Below are 25,588 nucleotides of genomic sequence, written 5' to 3'. Positions count from 1 at the left end.
GTCAATGGCTGCAGCCGACGAGGAGACGTGATGACCGATGGATGAGATGAAGAAAAAACGTGCGGCCCGGATTGTGGCAGGCACACTGGCAGGAGCCGGGGCCGCCTGGTTTCTGACCTCCCGCCTGGGTGCCGGTACCCGGCAGAAGATCCGGGATATCGCGCTGCAAACCAAAGAGCTCGGTATGGAGTTGGGACATGAAACGGCGGAGAAAACGCGCGATCTGATTTCGCTCAGCCGGGAAGTTTCCAGCGACGACGATTGGAAAGAAGCGATCGAGACGCAGGAACTCGATTCGGAGTCCAAAGCTTCGGAGGCTTCGAACCCGGGGCCGGCTCCCTTATCGGACAAGGAAGCGGCCGCCTCCGCCATCATCCCGTTTCCGCAGAAACTGCCGGATCTTCGTTGATTCGGCAGAAGCCGAGGTCCGACCTGTACCGAAGGACGCGTCCTGAGCCGGGCGCGCCTTTTTTTTGCGACAACTGCCGGCTGGCTCTGTTCAGAAACCCGAGTCTGGGTAATAGTAAAGAAGAACCTTATAGACAGGAGGCCTACATATGTCGAATCAAACCCTGAAATTCATTGCCGGGCTGGCAGCCGGAGCCGCCGCAGGCGGAGCTGTCGCCCTGCTGCTCGCGCCGCAGCGGGGAAGCGAAACCCGCCTTCTCCTCGCCGACACGGCGGTAGACCTGAAAGACAAAGGCCTTGTTCTCAAGGACCGAGGCGTTGCCGCTGCTGTCGATCTCAAAGACAAAAGCGTGGAAACGGCGCTCGATCTGAAAGACAAAAGCGTCTCCGCAGCGATCGATCTCAAAGACAAGAGCGTCACCGCGGCTTCCGCAATTCGCGACAAGAGCCAGAATTCGTTCTTCGCCGCCAAAGACAAAAGCCAAAGCGCGATCGCCGCACTGCGCGTCAAAGGACAAATCGCGGCCGAAAAAGGCCGCGAACTGGTCGAGTTCGGCAAGGAAGTCGGCGAAGTCGCCATGGAATGGAAAGTCGAGATCGAAGCGGCTGTCCGCGACCTCAAAGTGGAACTGGAACGTTTCCAGCGCGAACAGGAGAACGACACGCAGCTTCAGGACGATATCAACAAGCTGAAGAAACAAACCGAAGAAACGGCCGCCGTTATGCAAAAAGCACAGCAGCGGATCGCCAACGCAGGCAGCTGATCGCTGCTTCAAGGCAAAAGCCTCTTCCCGGAACTTCCGGAAAGAGGCTTTTTGCCGTGCTGCCTGCTCTTTTTTTCTGATCGTCCGCTTAAGATCGTCCGCTTAAGCAAGCGGGAACGTCTTGCGCCGGCTCAGCTCTCTTCCGAGGTCCGGACGACCGGCCCTTGGTCCGAACGTTTCGCCAGCCGCTTCACGAACGACAGCACGTAACGAAAATCGTCGCGTTCAAATACCGACAGCACCGCCATATAAAACGGAACGACGAGAATGCCCAACAAGGCGGCCCATCCGAAAAATCCGGCATAAGAGCCGATCGGCAGCTCGAACACTTCGCCCAGCGCCACCGCCGCGGCAAACAGCACTCCGCAGACCCCCCACTTCCTCAGCGTCACCCACGGGTTGCGCTGCAGCAGACGGAGATTGGCATACAGGATCATATCGATCGAGCGGTAGAGCAGCGCCGCGATCGTACCGAGCAGTACGCCGTAGAGCCCCAGCCAAAAGACAAGACCCAACGATACGGCCAAATTGATCGCGGACTCCAAAATGGAGCGCGTCTGTGTGCTGCGAAAATGCCCGGCGATATCGATGACGTTATCCGCGGGAGCCCGCGCATTCATCAGCAGTTTCGATACGGCGAACAGCAGCGGCAGATAGATATCGATATAGTCCGCATCCGTTACGCCGGCCGTATACAGCTTCATAAAAGGCAGTACGAGCAGATAGGCCAGCGTAACGACGGCGAATACCAATCCGATGAAATAGGTTTCGTACGCATTGTACAGCCGGTTGAATTTTTCCCGGTGCTGAAAAAAGCTCTGCCCGAGCGCGAATTTGATACTTCCGCCGAATGTCTGCACCAGACTGTCCACCACGTTGAAGATCATATTGTACAGCACATAGACACTGACGACTTTGAGATTCGCGAACAGCGTCAAAATCAAAACGTCTGTGTTGCGGAAAATGAGATAAGACAGCTCGTGGACCATTACCGAGTTCTTCTGGCTGATCGCCGGATAATCCGGTTGGACATTCAGCTTCAGCCAGCGGTAATGGCGCCGGATATAAATCTGATAGACCGCGATCTGCAGCAGCACGACCACAAAATAAGACAGCTGGACGGTCACGATACTGAAACCTTGAAGCAGCAGCACGATCCGCACCAGACTGCTGACGATTCCGCCGATCGTCAGCATCGACGATTCGATATAACTTTTGCCTTCGGCCAGCAGCAGCACCTTGAACTTGCCCTGGAAATAATAATTGACCGCTCCGCCCATCCCCGTGAATACGATAACCGCAAATACCGTCGGTGCGGAGTATCCGCTCTCGACCAGCATGGGGTAGACGGCGGCCAATACGAGCACGGCCGCAAAATAATAAATGCCCGTCTTTTTGTAATAGGCGGAGGTAGCGGCCAGAATGGAATTGATCCGCCCGCGGTCTCCGTCCGCTACCGGTTTGTACAGGGCCTGCAGCGAAGCCGCGCCGACTCCCGCTTCCAGCAGCGCCAGATAACCGATGATCTGGGAAATGGAATTGACGAGACCGTTCGTCTCCGAACCGTAGCCCACCATGATCAACCGCGGAATAAAGAAAGCCAGCCCGATGGTAATCACCTGGCTGAGCAGGCCCGTCAGCGCGTTAAGCAGCGTACGCTTGAGCTTCAACGCGGTCCCTCCCCCGCTGCGCCGGACGGGGTCGAAATCGGCTCGCCGGCAGAGCGTTCAGTCCGTCCGCGCAGGGCGGCGGAGCGTTTCGTACGGAGCAGCAGCGCATAGGCCGCCGGAGAAGCCGCAAATAAACGCAGCGACCTCGGCAGCGGCGTCCCCTGCGCCCGGCAGGTACGGATACGTTCTTTCATCCGTCCGTGGAGGCCCGGATAATGCGTCTCGATATCGCGCATCAGAGACGATATTCGGCCGTTTCCTCCTTCAAGGCAGGTCCGGATCGTATACAGATAATCTTCCAGCAGATAAGGCCCTTCCAGCACCGCCGCGATCCGATCGAGTTCGGGATGATTCCGTGTCCGCAGCTCGAGCGCGGTCCGCGCAAAAGCATCGGCAAAGTCGAACTTGCGCACATTGTATGTATACGTCACCGACGAGCCGCGCTGCACATAATACAGCAGAGACTCGTCGATGAACCGGACGTCTTCCGCCCGGCAGAGCGCTTTATAAATGAATTCCTGATCTTCCCCGTTCACGCAGCCCGGCTCGTATCCCAGAGCGGCCTCGGTCAGCAGCTCCCGCCGATAAGCGATTCCCGCCGTATGGATCCGCAGATTGCGGTCGAAAAAGATTCGCTTCAGCACGTCGGGGCCGTTCAGCCGCTTAGGCAGCGGAGGCTTACCCTGGAAAAAGTCCGCCTGCACGCTTCCGTCTTCCGCCACCTCGACAAAACGCCAAACCACCGCATCGGGAGGTCTCTCCCCGCTGCCGGAGAACCCTGTCGCTTCCACGATCTTCTCGGCCAGACGTTCGTCGACATAATCGTCTCCGTCGAGAAACAGGACGTAATCGCCCCGGGCTTCGGCGAGTCCCGCATTGCGTGCCCGGCTTACGCCGCCGTTGCCCGTACGGATCAGCCGGGCCGCAGGCAGCCCGGCAAAATGCCGCTCCGCCGCTTCCCCGCTTCCGTCGGTCGACCCGTCGTCGATAACCAGAACTTCGAAATCCGCAGCGGTCTGGCGCTGCAGGCTGCCAAGCGTCGTTCCAATATATTGTTCCACTTGATAAGCCGGGATTACGATGCTCAGATTCATAAAGTTCTCATCCTTTTTCGCGGATTTTCTCCAATTTCACCTTTTACATTCGATTTTCAAAAAAATGAAACCTGAACCGACGCTGCTTTTTTGAATCGGCCTGCGCTTCGCACTTTGCGAAGCGTCCGCGAAACGCCGGACAACGTACGCAGCAGAAAGATTGCCGAGGTATATCGCCGCCGGGCGCACAGGTTCGCAAACAAACGCATCGGCCGCCACACTTCGGGGTCCCGGGAAGCCGTTCTCATCTGGTCGTGGAAACCCGGATGCAGACTGGCTTGGAGCAGTCCGCTTCTCGCTTCGTTCAGACTGATCCGGAACTCCACATCATGCACGCAGCTGTTCTGGACACGCTCGAAGAACAGACGGTTCAAGATCCGGAGATAGACTTCCCGGTTGTCGTAATCGGCATAGAAATCCGCAAAACGGTCTACCAGATACAGCTCCCGCTTGAGATAATCCGGTTTCCAACTGCTCGTCAAAGAATCGGGACGCTGAAAATAGTGGTAAAAAGCGCCCGGCACCGAAGCGAACACCGACGCATGGCGCAGGAAGCACAAGTTGAAAAGCACATCCTCGCTGAATACGCGCCGGTTCGATTCGAAGCGCAGCCTATACTCTTCGACAAGGCTTCTTCGGTAAATCTTGTTCCATACGACTACCGCATACTTCTTGCTGTTCCACAGCCGATCGAGCCCATATACTTCGATATCGATTCGTTCGGCTTCAAGCTTAAGTACGTTCGATACCGAATCGCGTTCGTACGCCAGCGTATAGTCGCATGCGCAAATGTCCGCATGGGTACGTACCGCTTCCGCGTACATCGCTGCAAACATCTCCGGGTCTACCCAATCGTCCGAGTCGACAAAAGCGAGGTACTCGCCTTTCGCCTCGCCGATTCCCGTATTTCTTGCGCCGCTCAACCCTTGATTGGATTGATCGATCACCCGAATGCGGTCATCCTGCTCGGCATGCGCACGCGCGATCTCCCGTGACGAATCCGTCGAACCGTCGTTAACCACCACGATCTCAATGTCTTTTAACGTCTGCGATGTCAGGCTGCTTAGACATCTGTCCAAAAAATTCTCCACGTTAAATACGGGGACGATGATGCTGATAAGCGGTCTCACCCTCCTGAAGCCTCCCTTTTCAATCCCTGAACTGAATCTGTCTAGGCTTTTCTCTGTACAGTATGGATGCTTGTCGAACTTCGCTTCGGCACGGATCCGTGCAGCGTATGTTGGGGATTGGATACAAAAAAAAGAATATGTACAAGTTTAAGATCCGGCCATGAGGCTTATATAACCCGCCGCCGCAAAAATTGAATCAGCCTTTTACTTGACCGGATTCGACTTTTGGGAAAGCGAATACGACAAAAAGACCCGTCCTGCCGGCTTGCGGCCGGAAAGACGGATCGGGTGCTGCGGGTTGCCCTAATTACTTCCGAGAAAGCTTGCAGAGCCGGAGTTAAGCGGCTTTGCGGGCCGTGATTTCTGCACGCTGGGCCAGCGTTTTTTTCCAGAGGCCGAGAATCAGACCGGAGATCACCGAACCGATGACGACCGTCAGCAGGAACAAGAAAGCGTGGTTCGCAAGTGCCGCTACGAAGATGCCGCCGTGCGGAGCCGGAACGTTGATCGCCCACCACTGCGTCAGGCCGCCCGCGATCGCGGAACCGATGATGCAGGAAGTCAGGACGCGCAGCGGATCGGCTGCCGCGAACGGAATCGCGCCTTCCGTAATGAAGCTTGCGCCGAGCACGTAATTCGTCAGGCCGGATTTGCGCTCTTCTTCCGTGAACTTATTCTTGAAGAACGTCGTTGCCAAAGCAATCGCCAGCGGAGGAACCATGCCGCCGGCCATAACAGCCGCCATCCAGGCGCCGTCGCCCGTCGAAGTGAAGATACCGATCGCAAACGTGTAAGCGGCTTTGTTGAACGGTCCGCCCATATCGATGGACATCATGCCGCCAAGGATCAGGCCGAGCAGGATTGCGTTGCCTGTGCCGAGATTCTCCAGCACGTTGGTAATCCAGGTGTTCAGACCGCCGAAGACCGGATCGATGATGTAGTACATGACCAGACCGACTGCGAGCAGGCCGAGAACCGGATAGATCAGAATCGGTTTGAGGCCGTCGAGACTCTTAGGCAGACCTCTAAACGCTTTGCGCAGGCCGATAACGATGTAACCGGCCAAGAAACCGGCAGCCAGACCGCCGAGGAAGCCGGCGCCGGACGTGGAAGCCATATAGCCCGCAACGACGCCGGGCATAAGAGCCGGACGGTCGCCGATGCTCATTGCGATAAAGCCCGCAAGAATCGGAATCAGGAAATGGAACGCGCTCTCTCCGCCGATATTCATCAGCAGTTTGAAGATCGGGTTCTCCGCTCCGCCGCCGCCGTACTGCTCGAACAGGAACGAGATCGCGATCAGGATACCGCCGCCGACAACGAACGGCAGCATATGCGAGATCCCGTTCATCAGGTCTTTGTAGATTTTGCCGCCTACGCTGACTTTGTCGCCCGAGCTCGAACCGCCTGCCGCTCCGCCTTCGTGGCGGTAGATCGGCGCGTCGCCGGTTACGGCTTTGCGGATCAGCTCTTCGGGCTTGCGGATACCGTCGCTGACTTTGCGCTGAAGTACCGGTTTGCCGTCGAAACGGGCCATCTCCACGTTTTTGTCCGCCGCGATGATGACGCCATTCGCCCGGGCGATTTCGGCTGCCGTCAGCTGGTTGCCGACGCCTTCGGATCCGTTCGTTTCTACCCGGATGTTGATTCCGAGTTCTTTGGCTTTCTTCTTCAGGGCGTCTTCCGCCATGAACGTATGCGCGATGCCGGTCGGACAAGCGGTAACTGCCACGACAAACTGATCGGAGTTCGGGTTGCCGACGATCACGTCGGCCATGCCGGAAGCGCTGCCGCCTGTCGAAGAATCGGCTTGTCTGGCGGATTCCGCTCTCTTGGCCTGCTCGGCCGCTTCCGAAGCTTCGGACTGCGACTGTGCCGCGTTGAAGAGCGCAGTCACTTCTCCCGGAGTCTTCACTTCCCGGAGCCGGTTCAGGAAGTCCGCGTCCAGCAGCATGCGGGACAATACTTTGAGCGCCTGCAGATGCAGGTTCGATTCGCCTTCCGGCACGGCGATCATGAAGAAGAAGTAGGCCGGCTGTTCGTCGAGCGATTCGTATTCGACGCCCCGGGTGCTTTTGCCGAACACGATGGTCGGCTGGTTGACCGCGCTTGTCTTGGCGTGCGGCATGGCGATGCCTTCGCCGATTCCTGTGCTGGACTGCGCTTCGCGGGCCAGAATGGCCTGTTTGAACGCGGATGCGTCATTGATTCGGCCGCTTGCGTTCAGGGATGCGATCAATTCGTCGATTACCGCTTCTTTGGTGCTGGACCGCAGGTCCATGATCATGACCGGTTCGATCATCAGATCCGTAATTCTCATCTTATTCCACTCCTCTGGAGGTGTTGTCGGTCCGCGGCTTCCGCGTACCGTTCATTCGTTCCCGACCGCTTCTGCCGGCTGCGGGAGATACCGATCTATAGGGTCATGCGTTATACGGGATTGACTTGCACCTGCGGAAGCAGCGACTCGATCTTCGCTTTCTCGGCCAGATCGTCCGAGAAAGCGGTAGCGCTGCCGGAAGCCGTACCGGTTCGAAGAGCGGACAGCGGATCTCCCGTCGTGGCCAGCGTACCGACAAATCCGGCAATCATCGAATCGCCGGCGCCGACCGAGTTTTTCACTTCGCCCCTCGGCACGTTCGCATGGTAAACCTGTTCCTGCGTAACCAGAAGAGCTCCTTCGCCCGCCATCGAAATCAGTACGTTTTGCGCACCCATTTCCAGCAGCCTGCGGCCGTATTGGATCAGATCTTCGCGTTCGTGAATTTCGACACCGAACAGTTCGGCCAACTCGTGATGATTCGGCTTGACCAGCAGCGGCCCGTGCGGAAGAGCTTTCAACAGCGCGTCGCCGGTCGTATCGATCACAAAGCGGGCTCCGCGTTCTTTGATCACCGCGATCAGACGGTCGTAGTATCCGCCCCCAAGAGAAGGAGGTACGCTGCCGGACAAGACGACGATGTCGTCTGAGGTAAGCGTTCTCAGCTTCTCAGCGAGACTGTCGGCTTCGCCGCTTCCTATTTCCGGTCCGAGTCCGTTGATCTCCGTCTCTTCGCCGTGCTTGAGCTTGATATTGATCCGCGTATCGCCCTGCACGTTCACAAAGTCCGTGACGACCGATTCGGCGTTCAGCACATCTTCGATAAAACGGCCGGTGAATCCGCCGACGAATCCGAGCGCCGTATTTTCGATGCCGAGCCGGCTCAAGATACGCGATACGTTGATTCCTTTGCCTCCGGGAAGCTTGAGATCGCGCTTCATTCGGTTCAAGGCATCCAACTGCAAATTCTCCACTTCCACGATGTAATCGATGGAAGGATTGAGCGTTACCGTATAGATCATGGTTTATCCCTCGATTATTTTGGTTTTTTCAAGAATGGGCTTTCTCCACCGCTCCGGAATCGAATCCGTGATGATGGTCGCTTCCTTGAGGTCGAACAGTTTCGCAAAAGCCACTTCGCCGAACTTGCTGGCATCGGCCAGTACGTAAGAACGTTCCGACAGCTGGCGGGCCCGACGCTTGATTAGCGCTTCTTCGGGATCCGGCGTCGTAAATCCGAACTCGGCATTGACGCCGTTCGTTCCGATAAAAGCTTTGTCAAATCTAAAATTGTCCAGGTTCTGCAGGGCAATGCTTCCGATGACCGCTTTGGTATGGCTCTTCATCATGCCTCCGAGCAGGTAAGCCTGAATATTTTTGCTGACCAGCGCTTCGACATGCGACAACCCGTTGGTCACAACCGTGATGTCCTGCGCTTCGATAAAAGGAATCATGGCCAGCGTCGTCGTACCCGCATCGATGTAAATACATTCCCCATCCCGAAGCTGCATCGCCGCCGCGCGGCCGACTGTATTTTTTTGATGAACGTTTTTGAACGTTTTTTCTTCCATTCCGGGTTCTTCGCTCCGGCGGTGCAGCAGAGAAGCTCCGCCGTGGACCCGCTTGAGCAGGTGCTGCGATTCCAGGTCGATCAAATCACGACGTACCGTCGATTCAGAGGTGCCGAGCAGCTCAACCAATTCCTGAAGTTTGACGATGCCCGAGACTTGTAAGCGCTGTAATATAAGTCGGTATCTTTCTTCTGTCAGCATGTTCGATTCCTCCATCTGCCATTCATTGTAACGTAAGTTTTCCAAAAAAACAATCACTTTTCTTCTAAATCATTCAAAATAATTCACTTTAATTTTCCGGATGTGAAAACCCTTTATCCTTTGCTGCCGCAGACATGATAACGCTTACCCGGTCTCTGAAGCTTTGGCTGCGATTTCCTTCAATCCTTCAAGTTTCTTCTCTTCCATAGAATCGAATATCGGATAGAAGACAAAGGAACATTAGCAGGCGAACGACTATTTATACTCCTATATTTATCTTCTCTTTTCGGCGAAAACAGGAATTCTGTCTCTCCTGCTTGTCCACTTTTTCTCCGATATATAGAAAGAAGAATAAATAGGGGTTACGGATCTTCCGTACCCAGACGATAAGGAGGCGCTTATGCCGTTACCGGATTTCTTCCGCAGTGCCGCTGCTTTTCGGGGTCCCGGCAGCGATGGCGAAGCCTTACTGCGGACAGCTCTCGATCTTATTCCGGACCTGGTCGTGTTGAAAGATCGAGACGGGCGGTGGCTGTTTGCCAACCAGCTCGTTCTCCAGACCCACCGCTTAACCGAATCCGAATGCCTGAACCGCACGGATCTCGAGTTAATCCCGCTCAAACCGGAGTTTGAAGATTTATTCCGCAAAAATGCGCACTCGGACCAGGCCGCATGGGAAATGCGCACACCGCTGACTGTCGAGAAAAAATGGACGGGAATCGACGGGATGACGCAGTATTGGGAAGTCGTCAAGACGCCCTTGTTCGATACCGACGGGCAGCGCCAGTGCCTGATTGTCGTCAGCCGGAACATTACCGAACGCAAAGCAAACGAAGAAGCGATCAAAGCGAAAGAATTCCATTACCGCTTGATTGCCGATCATATGACGGATATCGTCTCGATGCTGAATCGCCGCGGCGAAACCGTGTATCTTTCCCCTTCGATCGAACGGGTACTCGGCCATGCTCCCGAAACTTTCCAGGGCGTTCAGGGATTCCCGATTACCCATCCGGAAGATCTAGACAAGCTGAACGCATTGGTACAGGAGACGGCCGACGGACATTTGATCGACGGACGCGGCGATATTCGGCTGCGCCACCGAAACGGCGGTTACAGCTGGTTCGAAGTGGTCATGTCCAAAGTACGCCGGGAAGATGAGGAATACGTGCTGATGACCACCCGCGATATCCGTGCCAAGAAAGCCGACGAACTGCGGCTGCAGTCGATGGCATTCCGGGATTCGCTGACCGGAATTCCGAACCGGCGCTACCTGATGACCCGGCTGCAGCAGGAGATGGAGAAAGCAGACAGAACCGGCATGCCTCTCGCCCTCTTCTACCTGGATGCGGATAAATTCAAAGAGATCAACGATACGATGGGCCATGCGGTCGGCGACGATCTGCTGCTGCAAATCGCCCGGCGTATCGAAGGACAAATGAGGGAACAAGATATCGTGGCCCGGATCGGCGGGGACGAATTCGTGGTGATCCTGCCGGAAGCCGAAACTCCGCAGTGGATCGCCTCGATGGCGGAGCGTCTCTGCTCCGCTCTCGGCGAGACCTGGAAGATCGACGGCCGCGAACTGTCCACAACGTCCTCGATCGGCATCGCCCTGTATCCGCAGCACGGACAGACTCCCGCGCAGCTGCTCGATGATGCGGACCGCGCCCTTTACACAGCCAAAAGGCAAGGCCGGGCCTGCGTCCGTTTCTATGAACCAAACAGATCCTGCGAGTCCTCGGATTGAAATTGGAAGATTCCCGCCAAAAAACCGCCGGTATCGGAAGTATTCCGATATCGGCGGTTTTTTGGGGTTCATGTTCATGTTCATGTATCATCCGGGGGGTCTGCGGCAGACGCCGGCTTCAGCCGATCGTCTCGACGATGTTGCCTTCGGAGTCGCGCATAAGCGTCTTGACGATCCGGATCGTCAGCTGCTTCATGGTCTCAAGCCGAAACTCGCTTTCGATAGGCACCAATCTCCGGGACAATTCCGCCGCCGCATCCGCGTTCAGATACAGATGGAGTCCTTCTTCCATTTCGGCAACCCGGTTCTGCAAATCGGGTAGCAGCATCACTTCCGTGTCCGGGCCGATCAGGGTCAGAGGGCGGTCGTGCATCAGGCGGCCCGTTACGATCCGCGCCAACGATTCCGCCTGCTTGGCTCCAAGCTGGAGGACATACGAATTGCCTTTCAGCAGATTCCGATGTTCTTCCCAGAGCAGACTTTCGAAATACAAATGCCCCGTACTCGACCCTTCCGTCCGTACGCCAAGTTCGGCGGCAGCCCTCAGTTCCGAATCGCCAAGCAGCGACTCCCGCCTCAAGTCCGTCAGATACAGAGGAAGACGCGCTTTGACCAGTTCAAGAAAACTGCGCGTATTCCATACTTTGATCAGATCCAGTTCATCCTGCGTAATCCCGACAACCTGAACGAAGCGGCATTCGCCGAAAGGCGATTCGATCAATCCCAACTCGGGATCTTCCACAAAAGCGATCGCCGTAATGGCCGTTTCCCGGTCCGATTCGATCGGTCCGTTCGCATCCATATGATGACCGGGCAGAAACGGATTCCCACTGCTGAAGACATAACGGGCCAGATTCTGCAAAAAGTTGATGGCCCATACCGGCGGCTCTTCTTCTCCTTCGACAGCTAACCGCAGCGTCAATTCGAAGCCAAAGCCGCTGTACTGCGTATTCTCCGATTCTTTTTCGTGCAGCTCGGTAAATCCGTACGTTACGTAATGCCAATGCGGAACAGGGTCCTGCCGCTTGTACACGCTGACGCCGTCAAGCGGATCGGGTCCGCCCAGCCGGTACGGAATCATGGTTCCGTAATGAAAAGGTTCGATTCCCGGATAGAGCCGGTTCAATGCGGTGTCGATGGCTTCCCAGCCCGGCGACTCCTCCCGTGCTTCCCCGCTTCGCGGTTCTTCTTCGTTCATCGTGGGTGCTCCTCTCCCTGGTTCGACGCGGAACGGATCGTCCGCAGCTTCGCTTACCTGTATGCTCCTAGTTTACCCGAATGGAAGCTCCTTTGAAAATGCCCGAGCAAAAAGCCGGCTTCCCTTCGAAAGGAATAGCCGGCTTTGGAGTCCGGGCAGAAGTGGAGAATCCTGCCGGATTACTGCGTCTTGAACTTGGCGATCCGGGCGCGCAGTTCGTCCGCGCTGACCGACACTTCGCCCGACAGATCGGAGATGCTGGCAATCGCCTGCGCCTGCTCCTGCGTCGAAGAAGCCGCTTCTTCCGTGCTCGCGGCGCTCTGCTCCGCGACGGCCGCGATATCCGTCATGATCGCCGACACATGGTCCGAACTGTGTTTCAGTTCTTCAGACGCGGTCGAGACTTCGCGGATCCGGCTCGTGATGCCGTCAACCGAACTGCGGATCACGTCGAAGGCTCCGCGTGTGGAGGCCGACGCTTCGATCTGTCTGTCGACCATCGCCTGGAATTCCTGGATCTCGTCGATACTCTGGCGTCCCGCTTCCTGGACGCCCGCCAGCAGCGTGTCGATATCCGCAGCCGAAGCCCGGGTCTGTTCGGCGAGTTTGCGCACTTCGTCCGCCACGACGCTGAAGCCTTTGCCGTGTTCCCCGGCCCGCGCCGCTTCGATCGCCGCGTTCAGTGCCAGCAGGTTTGTCTGTTTGGCAACCGTGTGGATCAGGCTGACCGCTTCGCCGATCTTAACCGTCTGATCGCCCAGACGGCGGTTCGCTTCTTCGACCCGTCCCGCCGAACTGCGGCTCGCTTCGGTCAGATTGCCCTGCGAAGCGACGGCCTGCAGGCCTCCTTTCATCGCTTCCGTTACATCGTCCGCACCGGCGGAAGCCCGCCCCGCGCTGCTTGCGATCGCGTCGATCGAAGCGTTCATATCGCCCAACTGCTCGACGCCCGACTGAATCGAGGATGCCTGATCCGTCGCGCCTCTCGCCAGTTCTTCGATCACGACCGCGATCTGGTCGGAAATACGCTTCGCGCCTTCGGCCTGTCCGTTCATATGCTTGGCGGAGTTCTCCACGCCTTCGGCCGAGTTGGCCGCCGCATGGATCAGTTCGCGCAGACTGGCGGACATGTCGTTGAACGCCGTGCCGAGTTTGCCGATTTCGTCTTTGCCTTTCACATCCACCGTCACCGTCAGGTCGCCTTCGGACATCCGCTGTGCACTTTGCTGCAGCAGAACCAGCGGTTTGATCAAGCGGGCGGCGGCGAATACCGCGACAAGCGTCAGGACGATCACCAGAGCCGCGATCCCGACGAAGAAAATATTGCGCATCCGGACGTAATCCGCAAACGCGAAATCTTTCGAGACGGAAGCGGCAACGATCCAACCCGTGCCTGCGACTTTTTGGTAATAGAGCAGCTGCTTTTCACCTTTGTATTCGTATTCGAAACTGCCTGATTCATTGGCCAGCATCTCTTTGGCAATACCCGTATAATCGGCCACTTCTCCCAACGGCTTGTTGACATTATCCGAATCCGGGTGAGCCAATACCACGCCTGTCTTATCGGTCATGAAGGCAAAACCGCCGTCAATCTTGATAGTGTTGATGTTCTCGGTCAGAGTCGAGAGTTTCATATCGCCGGCTACGACTCCGGCAAATTTCCCGTCTTGCTCATGCAGCGGATAAGTGATCGAAACGGCGTATTCTCCGCTGATGAGATCGAGATACGGGTTGCTGAAGTTCAGCGCGTTGGCCGCTTTTCCTTCGGTGTACCAAGGGCGGGCTTTGACATCGTAACCCGCTTCGGGCACCCAGCCGGAACCGTCGATCATGCGCCCGTCGTCCATGCCCACGTAGATATCCGACAGATTGTTTTTGTTGGATTCGGCCTGATAAGCCTGAAGTTGGCTTTCCGCGATCCGGTCCAGCGGAACCGACGATTCGATTATCTGGGCGGTCGTTTCGATCACTTTTGCATTTTTGCCGACCCAACCGCCAATTTGTTCGGCCGTATTGAGCGCGGCTGCCTGCAGTTTGCTGTCGATGGACTTCTGCGCATCGGTTTTCATCGTACTCAACGCAGCCACACTGATACTTCCCGTACCGACAAGAGTGACAATCACGAGCAGTGCGGCCAATTTCATTTTCAGGTTCATCTTGAAGCCCTCCTTATGGGGTCAAACAATTCAGCCTATCTCAGGCTTTCGGCTTATGAATACGGCTTATGAATGCTGCTTATGCGTCGACTGAGGAGTTGTTTCGATATTTATCGACAAAACAGGCAGAAAATTTAGCAGAAAAAGGAGGTGGAACAAGAAAAAATGCGAAGGCCTGGGCCTTCGCATGATCGAAAAGATTGGTTTAATCTTTTTTTTGCGTAGATGATCTTTTTTTCTCAATTCCCTTCTTCTGCTCTTATATCGTCCGATGCCGCGTAAACAGCCAGGCTCCCGCAATGAATACCGCGCTCAACGCCAGATTGAGGCCCATCCCCGCAAGCAGCGAGTCGTTGAACAGCAGGGCCAGGAAGAAATCGGCTACATGGACGCGGAGCGAAGCGATGGACGTCCCGATCGGAATCGCCGCGATCAATACCGCCCACAAGATCCATGTGACTGGGGATTTCATTCGGGAGAACAGCAGATTGAACAAGCTCAATACGAAAAAGTAGAACGCCGCCTGATACAGAAAAGCTCCGATAATGCCCATCCGATCCCAACCGAAGACTTCGATCAGGTTAATCGTCTGGCTGTGCTCCCGGATCACGCCCTGCTCGAACGGCCACCAGAGACTGTTGCACAAAGCCAGCACCAGCGCGGCAGCGGCATAAATCAGCAGCAGACCGATAAAATAGCGCCCGCGGGAATCGCCGAAATTCAGCATCGTCCGGAATGTTCGCAGCGGCAGAATGATTGCCAGCACCGGGAGCAGGATCAGCAGCAGGTTGGCGGAAGAGATGTTGATGTTCTCGATCTCCGATGGCGCTTCGATCTTAATGGCATCTTTCCCCGCCAGTTCATTCAGCTCTCCGACCGCCGCCGCAACTTCCTGTGCATCGCGCTGAGGATCTCCCTGCAGGGCCGCATTAATGGTGTAATTTGCAATCGTCGACACTGCGATTGCCCCGATAACAAGCAGAATCGCCAATCTCATTCGAAGCACCGATACCCGCATTTGAACTCCCATCTTATTCATTGCCTTGTCCCTCCTCGATCAGATAAGCAAAAAATTTCTGCAGCGGTACCCCGTCAATCAAAAGTCCCCGACTTTCCGCTTCGCTTCGTTCTTGTTCCGATAAAACCCCGTAAAGAACTGCGACGCCTACTTGGCCGTAGCCTTCACTGTGAATGACGCGCCGGCCTTCAACGAAGGAAGCAATTACAGCGCTGCTGCCGCTGACCGTATAGGCGCGTTCGCGAATCTGTTCCACTTCTTCACTCATCAGGATACTGCCGTTTTCCATGATGAAGACCTGCTCCACGACGGTCGCAATCTCGTCGATCAAATGGGTGGAGAGGAGGATGGTACGCGGATGCTCCGTATAATCTTCAAGCAGGGTGCGATAAAATTTCTCACGCATCAGCACATCCAATCCCAGCACGGGCTCGTCAAAGATCGTGAGCGGCGCCCGGCTCGCAAGCCCGATGATATTGCCGACCATCGATTCCATACCGCGCGACAGCTGACGCATTTTTTTGCGCGGATTCAGCTTGAATGTTCCCAGCAGCCTCGAAGCCAGCCCGGAGTCCCAATCCGGATGAAAAGCAGACGCCATCTGCAGCACATCGCGAACACGCGCCCCGTTCGGATAAAAGTTTTTCTCGCGTATGTAGCAGACTTGAGTCGGAACTTCTCCTTTATGAAGCGGGCGTCCGTGTACGACGACTTCGCCGCCGTCCGGGAACATTCCGCCCGTGATCATGTTCAACAATGTCGTTTTGCCCGCGCCGTTGCGTCCCAGCAGACCATAGATCGTGTGCTCGGCCAGTTCAAGACTCAGGCTGTCGACCGCTTCCATGCGGCCGTACGATTTGCTCAAATGATTGACTTTCAATACCGAATTCATGTACGATCTCCTCTTTTCTCCCGTTTGATCATTTCAATCACGTCTTCCATGGTCATGCCCAGCTTCTCCGCTTCCTCCAACAATTTGACGACCAAATCGCTGTAAAACCGTTCCCGGCGTTTGCCCATGATCTTCTCCTTCGCTCCGGCGGACACGTACATGCCAAGCCCTCGCTTTTTGTAAATAATGCCTTCATTCACCAGCAGTCCGAATCCTTTGACGACCGTAGCGGGATTGATCTGGAACATGCGCGAAAACTGCGTTGTCGAGATAATCTGGTCTTCCTCCGCATAGGTGTCGTTGAGAATGTCGTCTTCGATTCGATCTGCAATCTGTTGAAAAATAGGCCGGTTTTCGTCGAATGGAATCGGCATCGCAACCACCCTTCTGGTTTGTTAGTCATGTAACTAACCATAAAGGTAATATCCGATTTTGTCAACGCTCTTTTTAAAAATCTGCCGGCGCAGCACAACGAGAAAAAACCTGCGGCATACCTCAGACCTTAGCTCGTTTCCATACGTAGGATTCAGGATTCAGGACTCCTACGAGCTTGACCAGTGTCACCGCGGCCAGGTTGGCAGCAGTCTTATTTATAAGCCAACGACAAAAAACCGTCTTCGAAAAGACGGTTTAATGCGCGGTTCCGCGGGCTAATTGTAAAAGGATTCGTGGTGCAGATCGAGCATTTTCTTCAGCAGCCAGTTGTCGCGCTCCAACTGGGAATCATCGCCGTCTTCCCAGCGCGCGATGATCTCCTGAAGCAGTTCGGCGTTGTTATAGATTCCGCGCTTTTGACCGCCGTCGATCATTTGGTGAAACAAATTCAACCGCCACTTGGACGATAGGAAAATGGGCGTCGATCCCGGCTTGAGTTTTGTGCCGGAGAGTGTCTGCATCATGCCGACGATGACGAATTCGTCGGGCCATTCTCCTTTTTTGAGCGCAGCCAGAATTTCTTTTTCGGGTCTGTCATCGATTACGACAATATTCGGTGCGTCCGCAACCGGATTCAGCGTAACCGGTTACAGCCGCGCACCGGCGTTCGGCGCTTCTGCGGCATACGCGCTCCCCGAACTTAGAAGCAGGGCCGCAGCGGCAGCGATCAGGATCTGTTTCTTCATAGGTTATTCTCCTTTCAAAAGAGCTCTCCTATAAAGACGTTTCCAAACCGGAAGTTGTTCGCAAAAAATTCGACTTTGCCAAAAAAACGGCTTACGGCGCATCGACCGGGTTTATTCCCGGCCGATCTCCCTGCGTTCTTCCCCCTGCCGCAGTCCCAGCAGTCCGTTCATCTGCTCGAGCAGACTGCTGCCTCCGCCGAGCGAGATCGTGCCGATCTTTTCGCAGATTTTCTCCACGAATTCCAGTTCCTTAAGCCGGTACAGCGTCGCGTTCTCGTCCATCAGCTTGGCGGTGTTCATCAGGCTTCGGGTCGATGCCGTTTCCTCCCGCCGGGTAATCATGTTGGCCTGCGCTTTCTTCTCGGCCAGCAGCACCGTATTCAGAATGGCGCGGATTTCGCCCGGCAGAATAACGTCTTTGAGTCCGGCCGCGAGGAATTCCACCCCGTAGTCCGCGCCGCTTGCCTTCAGCCGGCCCAATACGAAGTCGCCGATCTCCTGTTTCATGCGCAGCAGATCGTCCAGCTTGAGCGTGCCGACGTATTCGCGCAGCAGGAGCTGCAGCTGGACGTACACCTGATCTTCGAAGTTCTTGATCTCCGCCGCCCGCAGCGGATCGACGATCCGGTACTGGCAGACGAAGTTCAGGCGCAGCGAGACTTTGTCTTCCGTCAGAATCTCCTGGCCGGTCATATCGAGCTGCTGGCGGCGCAGATCGAACTTCTTGACCGTCACGGCAGCCGAACCGTTCCAGAAAAAGCTCCGCCCCGGAGACAGCTGCCGCTGAAACCGGTTATCGAAGTACAGCAGGCCGGTCTCGTGGCTCGCCACTTCGACCGTCTGCACATGGTTCGGCCCGATCTTTTCCAGCATGGCGCGTCCCATTTCCGGCCCGATCTCCGGGGTACGAAGATCGACGCGAATAAAGGTATGCTCGCGCGATTCGTTCCAGTAAGCGTAGCGTCCGGTCGACAGCAGGTTTTTGAACCGTCCGTTCTCCAGATGCAGCGCATATTCGCCGTCGCCGACTTCGACCGTGCTGAGCTGCTTCATCAGCTCTGCATCTCCCGCATACAAGCGCACGTCCATATCGGGAACACCGTTGGCGGTAAGCCAGCCGGTCACCCAACTGTCCGTAGGATGATGTTCGAACGGCTCGGCCAGGCTTTTGAAGACCACTTTGCGGGCGCGGTCCGTCCAGCTCCAAAAGCGGTGGCGGCCCGGCATCAGCAGACGGACGTAGCAGGTATGTTCGAACAGCAGGGCGCGCTGGCCGTCTTGGACTTCGACGGTGCGCAGACCCTTACCGAGTTCGAGCACGCCGGGGATAAAAGGAGGTTCGTTTTTCAGCTCTCCCGGACGGACGTTGGAACCGGGCATCCCCGGAATTTTGCGGCCGTGCGGTACGTTTATATTCGATTGATTTGAATTTGGATTCATGGATGGTTCCTCCTTGGAATCTTTGCGGCGGAAGTTCACACGCCCGTATGCGCGGAGCCCGGCTTGAGCCGGCTTCGGCTGCGCGCGGCAAGCGGGAGTCGAGCGGCTGGGCAAGGCCGGTCCCGGCTTCGGACCGATCTTGTCTCCGTCGTTCTTCGCTTGCTCGCCGCGGCTTCGGCCGGCGAAATCCGCCGGATCTGCAAAGCGCGTTCGGGCGCCGGGCCCCGAGTAGGCGGCCCGCCGGAACTTCCTTCCCCAAAGATCATGATTTGTTGGAGCTCCGTTAGAAGCGGAGTGCTCTACCAAGAGCTTGCGCCTAAGCAAGTGGGGATTCGAACCCCGAATACTCGCGTTTGCCTCTACGAACGCTTCTTCCGGCATACCGCGGCGCAGCGCGCCCGGCACCGCCGGACCCTATTGAAGTCCAGGCCTTATGGGGAAGGCGTTCGCGAATCCCTGCTTGGGATCTGAAGCCATTGTCGCCTATTGGGCGAGCAAGGAACAGGGCGGAACTATGGCGACCGGAATCACTTTCTTTTTCGGTTCCAAGCGCCGCCACGTTCCGTCAGTGGGAGCCTGATAACCGAAAACGTATGGCTTGATGTCGCATAAAGGGCAGCTTCATAGCGGGAAAAGAAGCGTGATCGACGTGCGCAAACGAGACAAAAAAGAGCGGCCCTTACAGCTTATAGGGCCGCTCCCTTCTTCTTACGGATCACCATCTTCCCCTCCGCACTTCCTTTCTCCGCGCCATATAAGCCAGTCCCGCCGCGGAAACAAAAAACGGCCATATTATTTTTCCGGAATATGTGGCGGCAGCTGTCCATCAATACCATTTTCCTTTTGCGATTAAAAACACTTTTCCACCCACCAGAATTTTAATGGAATTTTGGTGCCGTTCGGCTTGTACGGTTAAAATAGACGGCCTTCTCATTTGGAAACCTTGTTCAACTCTATAGGCTATATTTTTATTATCCAAGTAGTTATGGGTAACCAGGTATCCTGCAAGATTTCCGTTTGCACTCCCAGTCGCCGGGTCTTCAGGGAATCCCGGGTCATCCAAAAACACCCTGACACTCAAATCATTTTCTTCGCGTTCGGTTTCAGGGGCAAAGACCAAAATATTCGCTTTTATAACGGTATTAATGAAATTCCGGTACCGATCATGATGAATCCTGCAGCGATTTACAGCTTCCAATGAACGAAGTGGAACTATTACTGCCGGCAAGCCAGTTGATACGATTTGAATAGGGAAACGGGAATCTATATCTTTAGTTGAAATTTGTAACATTTCGGAAAAAACATCTTGATTAAGAAGAACTGCTCCCAACTCAGGCGGGTTTTGCTTCATGATCAACTGTTCGCCTTCAAGGGTTACAGGGATCTGTCCGACTTCAAGGTTTAATGTTATTTGCTTACTTTCATTGTTTTCTAGAACTTTCTGAATGATAAATGCTGTCCCCAGTGTGGGGTGGCCGGCAAAAGGAATCTCTACATCCGGAGTAAATATCCGGACATCGTACCCTCCATTGTCTTGTTTGCCGGAAAGAATAAAGGCGGTTTCACTAAAGTTGATCTCGCGCGCAATCTTTTGCATTTCTTCGGTAGATATTGCTCTTGTAGGAATAAGTACTGCTAACGGGTTGCCTTGATATTTCTCTTCCGCGAAGACATCTACAATATAAAAATCCATGACTCGTACAGCTCCTTATTTTAATTTTGAATATCTGTATTAGAGATAAATTTCCTAAATAGACGGTTACTTCAGTCTTTATGCTGCTGGATCCTTAGTTCTTTGCTGCAGTAAAAATAATGTTAATCCAATCAAAACAAATCCGATGCCCAAACCTTGTTGCAATGAAATGACTTCATCCAAGATCAAATACGCGAGTAAGCATGTTCCAATGATCTCGCCTAATATTGCCATTGAAATAATTGAGGTACTTAACCATTTCAAAAGATAATTAAAAACGGTTTGCCCTAAAATTGTGGCAATAAACGCTAATCCAATAAAGGACCACCAGGTGGGTGCAGAATAAGTGAAGAAGGGTGTTTGCTGACTAAAGGAAAAAATCCCTAAAAACACTGCACTGCTCCCATACCCAATAACTGCATAGGGGATAAGAGATAGTTTTTTCCGAACATGCTGGCCAACGAAAAAGTAGGCGGTTATGATGCCGGCCGCAATAAAAGCTAGTAGATCGCCAAATAACGCTAGGCCGCTGATTTGAAAGTCCTGCCAGCCAATGACAATACTTCCGGCAATCGCGACGAGACAGCCCGTTATAGCTCCTTTGTTGAAGCGTTCTTTGAATAGAAAATAACCGCCGACTACCGAAAAGAGCGGCTGCAAGGTAACGATGACCGTTGAACTTGCTACAGAGGTGTAATTTAAGGATTCAAACCATAACACATAATGAGCGGCTAAAAATACGCCTGATAATAATCCGAGTCCCCATTGTTTTTTTGACAATGAACGTAATTCTTTGCGGTTTTTTTTATTAAGCACTAAGAAAGGCAAAAGCATTGCTGCTGCAAAAAACATTCGATAAAATGCCGTGATTTCCGCAGGTGCATTTGCTACCTTTACAAAAATGGCTGAAGTCGATAACGCAAAGACGCCCACGAATAAAGCTATGTACGCAATAAATGGTGATTTCAATTTTATTTCCTCCTAGCTATCTGTTTACGATAATAAAATTGATTCATTATTCTGATTAGTCATGATGATAGGTTACCTTATAATTTCTAATTCTACTTTTTTAGATTATGATGCGATTTACTTAAATTTATTGTTAGACTGTCCAATACTCTCCCAAGAGGGGGCATGAAGAAATTAAGTATTAGGCCTCCTAAACAAACGGTTAGTATAGTTCCAATGCCAATAGGTCCATTTAGCATTATGGCTAAAATCAAGAAAAAGAGATAAATAAGCGTTCTTGAAAAGAATAGATTGGTTCCGATTAATTCCTTTAGAATCAATGTGAGACGATCCACCGGGATTGGCGCAAAATTGGTGTGGAGATATGTGGCTGTTCCGATCCCTGTAACGATTAAACCCATAGAAAAGCAAACGGCTTTGTTTTGCCATAACTCGGGTGTAATCAAACGGTCTAAAAGGAAAAGCCATAAATCAATACCGATTCCCGTGACAATAGCTGTTACCAACCCCAACACTTCGGGCTTTTTTTTGATTAAAACCGAATTGCAACCCATCATCAGTCCGGCCAGTATGATTTCCCAGCTTCCTACGGTAAGCCCTACGCTTCTTGATAACCCTACCAACATAGCATCAAAAGGCGACGTTCCAAGATCAGATTGGATTGTAAGCGAGATTCCAAGGGTCAGCAGTAAAATTCCGATGATATAGAAAGCATACTTCATATGATTTGGCCCCCTATTAACTTATGTAGCTGGCATGCATCCTCTTCAGTCCTTTTAAGTTAATATATTTTGATACGTTTATTGCATTTGCAATAAACGTATTTTATATTGAATATAGACTTTCATTGTTGCGTATGCAACTAATTTTTTTGATGAGGAGGCTGCTATGAAAGAAATTCTACGGGAAATCGGCATGATTGCGCGGGCCCTGGATTCGATCAGCAATATCGAATTCAAAGAATTTGATTTAACTAAAGGACAGTATTTGTACTTGGTTCGGATTTGCGAGAACCCTGGAATTATTCAAGAACAGCTCGTGGATATGATCAAAGTAGACCGTTCTACAGCTACTCGTGCCCTTCAAAAACTAGTAATGAATGACTTTATTGAAAAGAAAGAAGATTTACACAATAAGAAGATCAAAAAACTTTTCCCCACCGAAAAAGGAAGCATGGTTTACCCTTTTATTAAAAGGGAAAACCAACATTCCGATCTTATGGCACTAGATGGATTTTCCGAAAAAGAAGCGGAAATCGCGTTCGCTCTTTTGCAGCGAATTCGAAAAAATGTTGAGAAGGATTGGCAAGCCGTAAAAAAAGGAAACAAGCGGAACTATTAATAAGCAAAAGGAGAAAGTTATTCAAATGACGATAACGATAACGAAGTGTACTTTAAATGATGTACAGACCCTGCAAGCAATTAGCACGGACACTTTTCGGGAAACTTTTCAGGAACAGAATTCACCAGAGCACTTGAATGCCTACTTAAAAAAAGCCTACAATCTGAACCAGCTCACCCAAGAGATAGCCGACCCTTGTTCGCAATTCTATTTTATTTATTTTAGTCAGGAACTAGCCGGCTATCTGAAAATCAATACTGATGAGGCCCAGTCAGAAAAAATGGACAATGACTCGCTTGAAGTCGAGCGGATTTATGTGAAGAAAAAATTCCAGAAACTTGGGCTTGGAAAACTCTTAATAAACAAAGCAATAGAAATTGCGCTGGAACAGCAGAAAAAGAAAATTTGGTTAGGCGTCTGGGAAGACAATAAAAACGCCATTTCTTTCTATCGGAAAAAAGGGTTTATTCAAACCGGCTCTCATTCTTTCTTTATGGGCGATGATGAACAAGTAGACTTGATCCTGACAAAAACACTCTAATAAAATTCTGCAAAAGGCACTTGTTATGTATATACCAAAATATTTTGAAGTCACTGATCCTGAAGAAATCAATCCGTATATTTGGTGTTATAAGCAGGATTAAAAGAACGGCTCAACTACGAGCCGTTCTTTTTTTGTATACGTGAAACAAGCATACTTAAGTGGAGCGTCCGGGATCCAGCCAGCATACAATAATTCCCCTCTTTTCTTTGAGTTACTTTTATCATACAATTAAAGCAACCTAAAAATAAGGAAATATTACACAATGTTTACTATCCGCACTAAATCCGGATTACGATTCATGAATACAATGTGGAACGATCGAAACGATCAAGAGCTTGAATACGACTCTCGCAAGGAAGCTGAAGACCAGATCAAACTTTACCAAATGATGCTCCCTGATCAGGTATTTTATATTCACGAACTTGGCGTCACTGGACGTCCGTCGATCGGCGTCACCCGGAAAGTCTCGCTCACGCTCACCGATGAAGACTGGGAACGTTTTGATGATCAAGCCAACGGAAACCGACCTAAGTATTTGCGAAAAGTCTTAACCGAAGCGCTCGACGGTCGCACAGACAAAGAACAGATGGCGAAACAACTTGCAGCCTATGCCGAATTTCTTTATGATCAATCGCGTCAGGAAAAAGAGGCTGCGTGATCCAATGACCTGCTGCGTGAATCTATCGGTGTAACTCGTACGATCAATATCGTGCGTAACGGCCATTTATAACCACTAAGGAGAACTGAACATGAAAACCATGACTAAATGGGCAAGTGTAGCACTGTCCGCCGCTCTTACCCTTGGATCGATAGGAAGCACCACACAAACCGCGTCGGCCGCATCTCCCAAATTCTCGGACGTAACCTCGACACACTGGGCAGCTGGTGCCATCCATAACGCGGTAGCTAAGGGCTATGTTGACGGCTACACCAACGGCACGTTTAAACCCGAAGCAAGCGTTACTCGCGCGGAATTCGTCAAAATGGTCGTGGTGGCCATGAAACTTGATGTTAAAGACGCAGCGGGCCGCTGGTACAGCCCCTACGTAGACGTGGCGGTCAATCAAGGTCTGTACGCAGCGGCTGACTTCGCAAATTCGGAAGCCGCTTGGAACAAAACCATGACACGGGACGACATGGCCCGCGTCGCCGCCCGCGCGGTCGGTGACAAAACGACCGAAAATGACAAGTGGATGTACCTTGCTACAAAGTCCGGATTGATCCAAGGCGTAGCCGCAGGTCAAGTCGCACCAAAAGGACTGACCACACGCGCGCAGGCCGTTGTGATCATCGAACGTATCCTGTCGAAAAATACAGGCGTAACCCTGCCTGTTGACCGTTACGCGGTGGGTGCAGCCGAAATCCTGTGGCACGGAACCAACATCTTCACGGTCATGCCGGAAATGTTCGTGACGCCAGAGTCGGATTGGAAAAACAAAGGCAAGTCGTCGGTCGAAGAAATGTGGAACGAAAAGGCAATGACCATCACGTCGAAAGACGGGCTGTATCAAGCCAAGCTTGACGCCCTTGTGGCGATCGACATGGCCGACCCGAATGACCCGAACCGTTCGCTGCTGGGGGATATCAACACGCTGAAATGGTACAACGGTAATCCATGGATGAAAATCCCAGTCAAAGGTAACACCAACACCTATGTCATGTACTTCAAAAGTAAACAAGTATTTAACAAAGATGAAAGCAAATATCTGAACCGCCCCTTTGCCCAATTCAGTGTCCGTGGATTCACTAGCAACGACGGTGCCGCACAAGCCGCAGGGAAACTGAATCGAGCATCGGACATCTATCGCAATGCGGTGGGAGACGTACCTGCGATCATCGTACCAAAAAGTGGAACCGTCCAAGGTATGTTCGATATGACCATCACGCTGCAAACCCCAACAAGCGGGTCACGGTTTAGCGAAACTGACCTGCTCGTACTGCGAGGTCTTCAATAATGAACGAAAACCGACAACGAAAGAAACGGTTCACGCTTGTCGGACTCAGCACCCTGCTCCTTGCGAGCAGCGTGCTGTTTTATTCAAGCCTCCTACTGGCTATCTTCAACTTTACGGGCGGGCCAACTAATCTTCCGGTTAATAACACCCTCATGGTCGCATTTAACTAAAACAAATTGTCATTTTCCAGCCGCTGCAGCTTCTGCAGCGGCTTTTTATGTGTTTTGCCTCTTTCGTTCTTTTTCTTTTAATCTTGTCTTTGGACTTTGACTTTCGCTCCGTGATCACTGTCTGGATCTTTGCTAGGGCGTGTACGCAAACTTCAAGGATGCGCTCAAATCTGTTAAGTTAAAGAT

Annotated in this window: 23 protein-coding genes; 7 read left to right on the top strand and 16 right to left on the bottom strand. The window is 52.9% G+C overall.

Going from position 1 to position 25,588, the window contains the following annotated elements:
* Positions 1-37 precede the first annotated feature (37 nt).
* Complete coding sequence (locus HOP44_RS02200) at positions 38-409, top strand: YtxH domain-containing protein (protein ID WP_172250148.1); 372 nt, start codon at positions 38-40, stop codon at positions 407-409.
* Positions 410-557: 148 nt separating this feature from the next.
* Positions 558-1,172 carry a hypothetical protein gene (locus HOP44_RS02195; protein ID WP_172250146.1) on the top strand — a complete coding sequence of 205 codons (615 nt, stop codon included), beginning with the start codon at positions 558-560 and terminating at the stop codon, positions 1,170-1,172.
* A 131-nt stretch (positions 1,173-1,303) separates the two neighbouring features.
* Here the strand turns inward: HOP44_RS02195 and HOP44_RS02190 are convergent, their stop codons facing one another.
* From HOP44_RS02190 to HOP44_RS02165, 6 genes are all read right to left on the bottom strand, one after another.
* Positions 1,304-2,842, bottom strand: a complete 1,539-nt coding sequence (locus tag HOP44_RS02190) for a lipopolysaccharide biosynthesis protein (protein ID WP_172250144.1) — start codon at positions 2,840-2,842, stop codon at positions 1,304-1,306.
* Complete coding sequence (locus HOP44_RS02185; RefSeq protein ID WP_172250141.1) at positions 2,839-3,936, bottom strand: glycosyltransferase family 2 protein; 1,098 nt, start codon at positions 3,934-3,936, stop codon at positions 2,839-2,841. The genes HOP44_RS02190 and HOP44_RS02185 overlap by 4 nt, the downstream gene beginning before the upstream one ends.
* 56 nt (positions 3,937-3,992) lie before the next feature.
* Positions 3,993-5,066: a glycosyltransferase gene (locus tag HOP44_RS02180; protein WP_172250139.1), complete on the bottom strand. Its 1,074-nt coding sequence runs from the start codon at positions 5,064-5,066 to the stop codon at positions 3,993-3,995.
* A 337-nt stretch (positions 5,067-5,403) separates the two neighbouring features.
* On the bottom strand, positions 5,404-7,386 hold the full coding sequence (locus HOP44_RS02175) for a PTS fructose transporter subunit IIABC (RefSeq protein WP_172250137.1): 1,983 nt from the start codon (positions 7,384-7,386) through the stop codon (positions 5,404-5,406).
* 110 nt (positions 7,387-7,496) lie between these two features.
* Positions 7,497-8,408 carry a 1-phosphofructokinase gene (pfkB, locus tag HOP44_RS02170; protein WP_172250135.1) on the bottom strand — a complete coding sequence of 304 codons (912 nt, stop codon included), beginning with the start codon at positions 8,406-8,408 and terminating at the stop codon, positions 7,497-7,499.
* Between the two features lie 3 nt (positions 8,409-8,411).
* Positions 8,412-9,158 carry a DeoR/GlpR family DNA-binding transcription regulator gene (locus tag HOP44_RS02165; protein ID WP_172250133.1) on the bottom strand — a complete coding sequence of 249 codons (747 nt, stop codon included), beginning with the start codon at positions 9,156-9,158 and terminating at the stop codon, positions 8,412-8,414.
* A 400-nt stretch (positions 9,159-9,558) separates the two neighbouring features.
* On the opposite strand from HOP44_RS02165, the gene HOP44_RS02160 reads away from it, so the two are divergent.
* The gene (locus HOP44_RS02160) at positions 9,559-10,905 is read left to right on the top strand and encodes a diguanylate cyclase domain-containing protein (protein WP_172250131.1); all 1,347 of its coding nucleotides are present in this window, start codon (positions 9,559-9,561) and stop codon (positions 10,903-10,905) included.
* A 118-nt stretch (positions 10,906-11,023) separates the two neighbouring features.
* On the opposite strand, the gene HOP44_RS02155 is transcribed toward HOP44_RS02160, so the two are convergent.
* From HOP44_RS02155 to HOP44_RS02110, 10 genes are all read right to left on the bottom strand, one after another.
* On the bottom strand, positions 11,024-12,103 hold the full coding sequence (locus tag HOP44_RS02155) for a suppressor of fused domain protein (RefSeq protein WP_172250129.1): 1,080 nt from the start codon (positions 12,101-12,103) through the stop codon (positions 11,024-11,026).
* Positions 12,104-12,282: 179 nt separating this feature from the next.
* Entirely contained in the window at positions 12,283-14,259 is a 1,977-nt protein-coding gene (locus HOP44_RS02150) for a methyl-accepting chemotaxis protein (RefSeq protein WP_172250127.1), read from the bottom strand.
* A gap of 259 nt (positions 14,260-14,518) precedes the next feature.
* Entirely contained in the window at positions 14,519-15,298 is a 780-nt protein-coding gene (locus HOP44_RS02145) for a hypothetical protein (RefSeq protein ID WP_172250125.1), read from the bottom strand.
* The gene (locus tag HOP44_RS02140) at positions 15,291-16,169 is read right to left on the bottom strand and encodes an ATP-binding cassette domain-containing protein (RefSeq protein WP_172250123.1); all 879 of its coding nucleotides are present in this window, start codon (positions 16,167-16,169) and stop codon (positions 15,291-15,293) included. The genes HOP44_RS02145 and HOP44_RS02140 overlap by 8 nt, the downstream gene beginning before the upstream one ends.
* Positions 16,166-16,543 (bottom strand): GntR family transcriptional regulator, encoded by a 378-nt coding sequence (locus tag HOP44_RS02135; protein ID WP_172250121.1) that lies wholly within the window; start codon positions 16,541-16,543, stop codon positions 16,166-16,168. The genes HOP44_RS02140 and HOP44_RS02135 overlap by 4 nt, the downstream gene beginning before the upstream one ends.
* 276 nt (positions 16,544-16,819) lie before the next feature.
* A complete protein-coding gene (locus HOP44_RS02130) occupies positions 16,820-16,990 on the bottom strand; it encodes a hypothetical protein (protein WP_172250119.1) in 171 nt (56 codons plus the stop codon).
* A gap of 411 nt (positions 16,991-17,401) precedes the next feature.
* Positions 17,402-18,730, bottom strand: a complete 1,329-nt coding sequence (locus HOP44_RS02125; protein WP_172250117.1) for a slipin family protein — start codon at positions 18,728-18,730, stop codon at positions 17,402-17,404.
* A gap of 826 nt (positions 18,731-19,556) precedes the next feature.
* A complete protein-coding gene (locus tag HOP44_RS02120; RefSeq protein ID WP_172250115.1) occupies positions 19,557-20,423 on the bottom strand; it encodes a PhzF family phenazine biosynthesis protein in 867 nt (288 codons plus the stop codon).
* A 78-nt stretch (positions 20,424-20,501) separates the two neighbouring features.
* On the bottom strand, positions 20,502-21,392 hold the full coding sequence (locus HOP44_RS02115; RefSeq protein ID WP_172250113.1) for a DMT family transporter: 891 nt from the start codon (positions 21,390-21,392) through the stop codon (positions 20,502-20,504).
* Positions 21,393-21,484: 92 nt separating this feature from the next.
* Complete coding sequence (locus HOP44_RS02110) at positions 21,485-22,114, bottom strand: YczE/YyaS/YitT family protein (RefSeq protein ID WP_172250111.1); 630 nt, start codon at positions 22,112-22,114, stop codon at positions 21,485-21,487.
* Positions 22,115-22,280: 166 nt separating this feature from the next.
* On the opposite strand from HOP44_RS02110, the gene HOP44_RS02105 reads away from it, so the two are divergent.
* The 4 genes from HOP44_RS02105 to HOP44_RS02090 all read left to right on the top strand — a co-directional run bounded on the left by HOP44_RS02105 (position 22,281) and on the right by HOP44_RS02090 (position 25,232).
* Positions 22,281-22,733, top strand: coding sequence for a MarR family winged helix-turn-helix transcriptional regulator (locus tag HOP44_RS02105; RefSeq protein ID WP_172250109.1), 453 nt, complete (start codon positions 22,281-22,283; stop codon positions 22,731-22,733).
* Positions 22,734-22,758: 25 nt separating this feature from the next.
* Complete coding sequence (gene paiA, locus HOP44_RS02100) at positions 22,759-23,274, top strand: spermidine/spermine N(1)-acetyltransferase (RefSeq protein WP_172250107.1); 516 nt, start codon at positions 22,759-22,761, stop codon at positions 23,272-23,274.
* 301 nt (positions 23,275-23,575) lie between these two features.
* A complete protein-coding gene (locus tag HOP44_RS02095) occupies positions 23,576-23,935 on the top strand; it encodes a DUF2239 family protein (protein ID WP_172250105.1) in 360 nt (119 codons plus the stop codon).
* Between the two features lie 91 nt (positions 23,936-24,026).
* Complete coding sequence (locus HOP44_RS02090) at positions 24,027-25,232, top strand: S-layer homology domain-containing protein (protein ID WP_172250103.1); 1,206 nt, start codon at positions 24,027-24,029, stop codon at positions 25,230-25,232.
* Positions 25,233-25,588: the final 356 nt, after the last annotated feature.

The organism is Saccharibacillus deserti, from assembly GCF_013618475.1.
In the GTDB taxonomy this organism is placed as follows: Bacteria; Bacillota; Bacilli; order Paenibacillales; family Paenibacillaceae; genus Saccharibacillus; species Saccharibacillus deserti.
The sequence above is the reverse complement of the archived record's forward strand: the minus strand, read 5'-3'. Positions and strand labels throughout refer to the sequence as shown.

Coding starts and splice junctions, on each gene's coding strand:
- HOP44_RS02090 (WP_172250103.1), top strand. CDS start 24,027: ATGAAAACCATGACTAAATGGGCAAGTGTAGCACTGTCCGCCGCTCTT.
- HOP44_RS02165 (WP_172250133.1), bottom strand. CDS start 9,158: ATGCTGACAGAAGAAAGATACCGACTTATATTACAGCGCTTACAAGTC.
- HOP44_RS02150 (WP_172250127.1), bottom strand. CDS start 14,259: ATGAACCTGAAAATGAAATTGGCCGCACTGCTCGTGATTGTCACTCTT.
- HOP44_RS02195 (WP_172250146.1), top strand. CDS start 558: ATGTCGAATCAAACCCTGAAATTCATTGCCGGGCTGGCAGCCGGAGCC.
- HOP44_RS02175 (WP_172250137.1), bottom strand. CDS start 7,386: ATGAGAATTACGGATCTGATGATCGAACCGGTCATGATCATGGACCTG.
- HOP44_RS02095 (WP_172250105.1), top strand. CDS start 23,576: ATGAATACAATGTGGAACGATCGAAACGATCAAGAGCTTGAATACGAC.
- HOP44_RS02145 (WP_172250125.1), bottom strand. CDS start 15,298: ATGAATAAGATGGGAGTTCAAATGCGGGTATCGGTGCTTCGAATGAGA.
- HOP44_RS02185 (WP_172250141.1), bottom strand. CDS start 3,936: ATGAATCTGAGCATCGTAATCCCGGCTTATCAAGTGGAACAATATATT.
- HOP44_RS02120 (WP_172250115.1), bottom strand. CDS start 20,423: ATGGATTTTTATATTGTAGATGTCTTCGCGGAAGAGAAATATCAAGGC.
- HOP44_RS02160 (WP_172250131.1), top strand. CDS start 9,559: ATGCCGTTACCGGATTTCTTCCGCAGTGCCGCTGCTTTTCGGGGTCCC.
- paiA (WP_172250107.1), top strand. CDS start 22,759: ATGACGATAACGATAACGAAGTGTACTTTAAATGATGTACAGACCCTG.
- HOP44_RS02125 (WP_172250117.1), bottom strand. CDS start 18,730: ATGAATCCAAATTCAAATCAATCGAATATAAACGTACCGCACGGCCGC.
- HOP44_RS02140 (WP_172250123.1), bottom strand. CDS start 16,169: ATGAATTCGGTATTGAAAGTCAATCATTTGAGCAAATCGTACGGCCGC.
- HOP44_RS02110 (WP_172250111.1), bottom strand. CDS start 22,114: ATGAAGTATGCTTTCTATATCATCGGAATTTTACTGCTGACCCTTGGA.
- HOP44_RS02105 (WP_172250109.1), top strand. CDS start 22,281: ATGAAAGAAATTCTACGGGAAATCGGCATGATTGCGCGGGCCCTGGAT.
- HOP44_RS02155 (WP_172250129.1), bottom strand. CDS start 12,103: ATGAACGAAGAAGAACCGCGAAGCGGGGAAGCACGGGAGGAGTCGCCG.
- pfkB (WP_172250135.1), bottom strand. CDS start 8,408: ATGATCTATACGGTAACGCTCAATCCTTCCATCGATTACATCGTGGAA.
- HOP44_RS02200 (WP_172250148.1), top strand. CDS start 38: ATGGATGAGATGAAGAAAAAACGTGCGGCCCGGATTGTGGCAGGCACA.
- HOP44_RS02135 (WP_172250121.1), bottom strand. CDS start 16,543: ATGCCGATTCCATTCGACGAAAACCGGCCTATTTTTCAACAGATTGCA.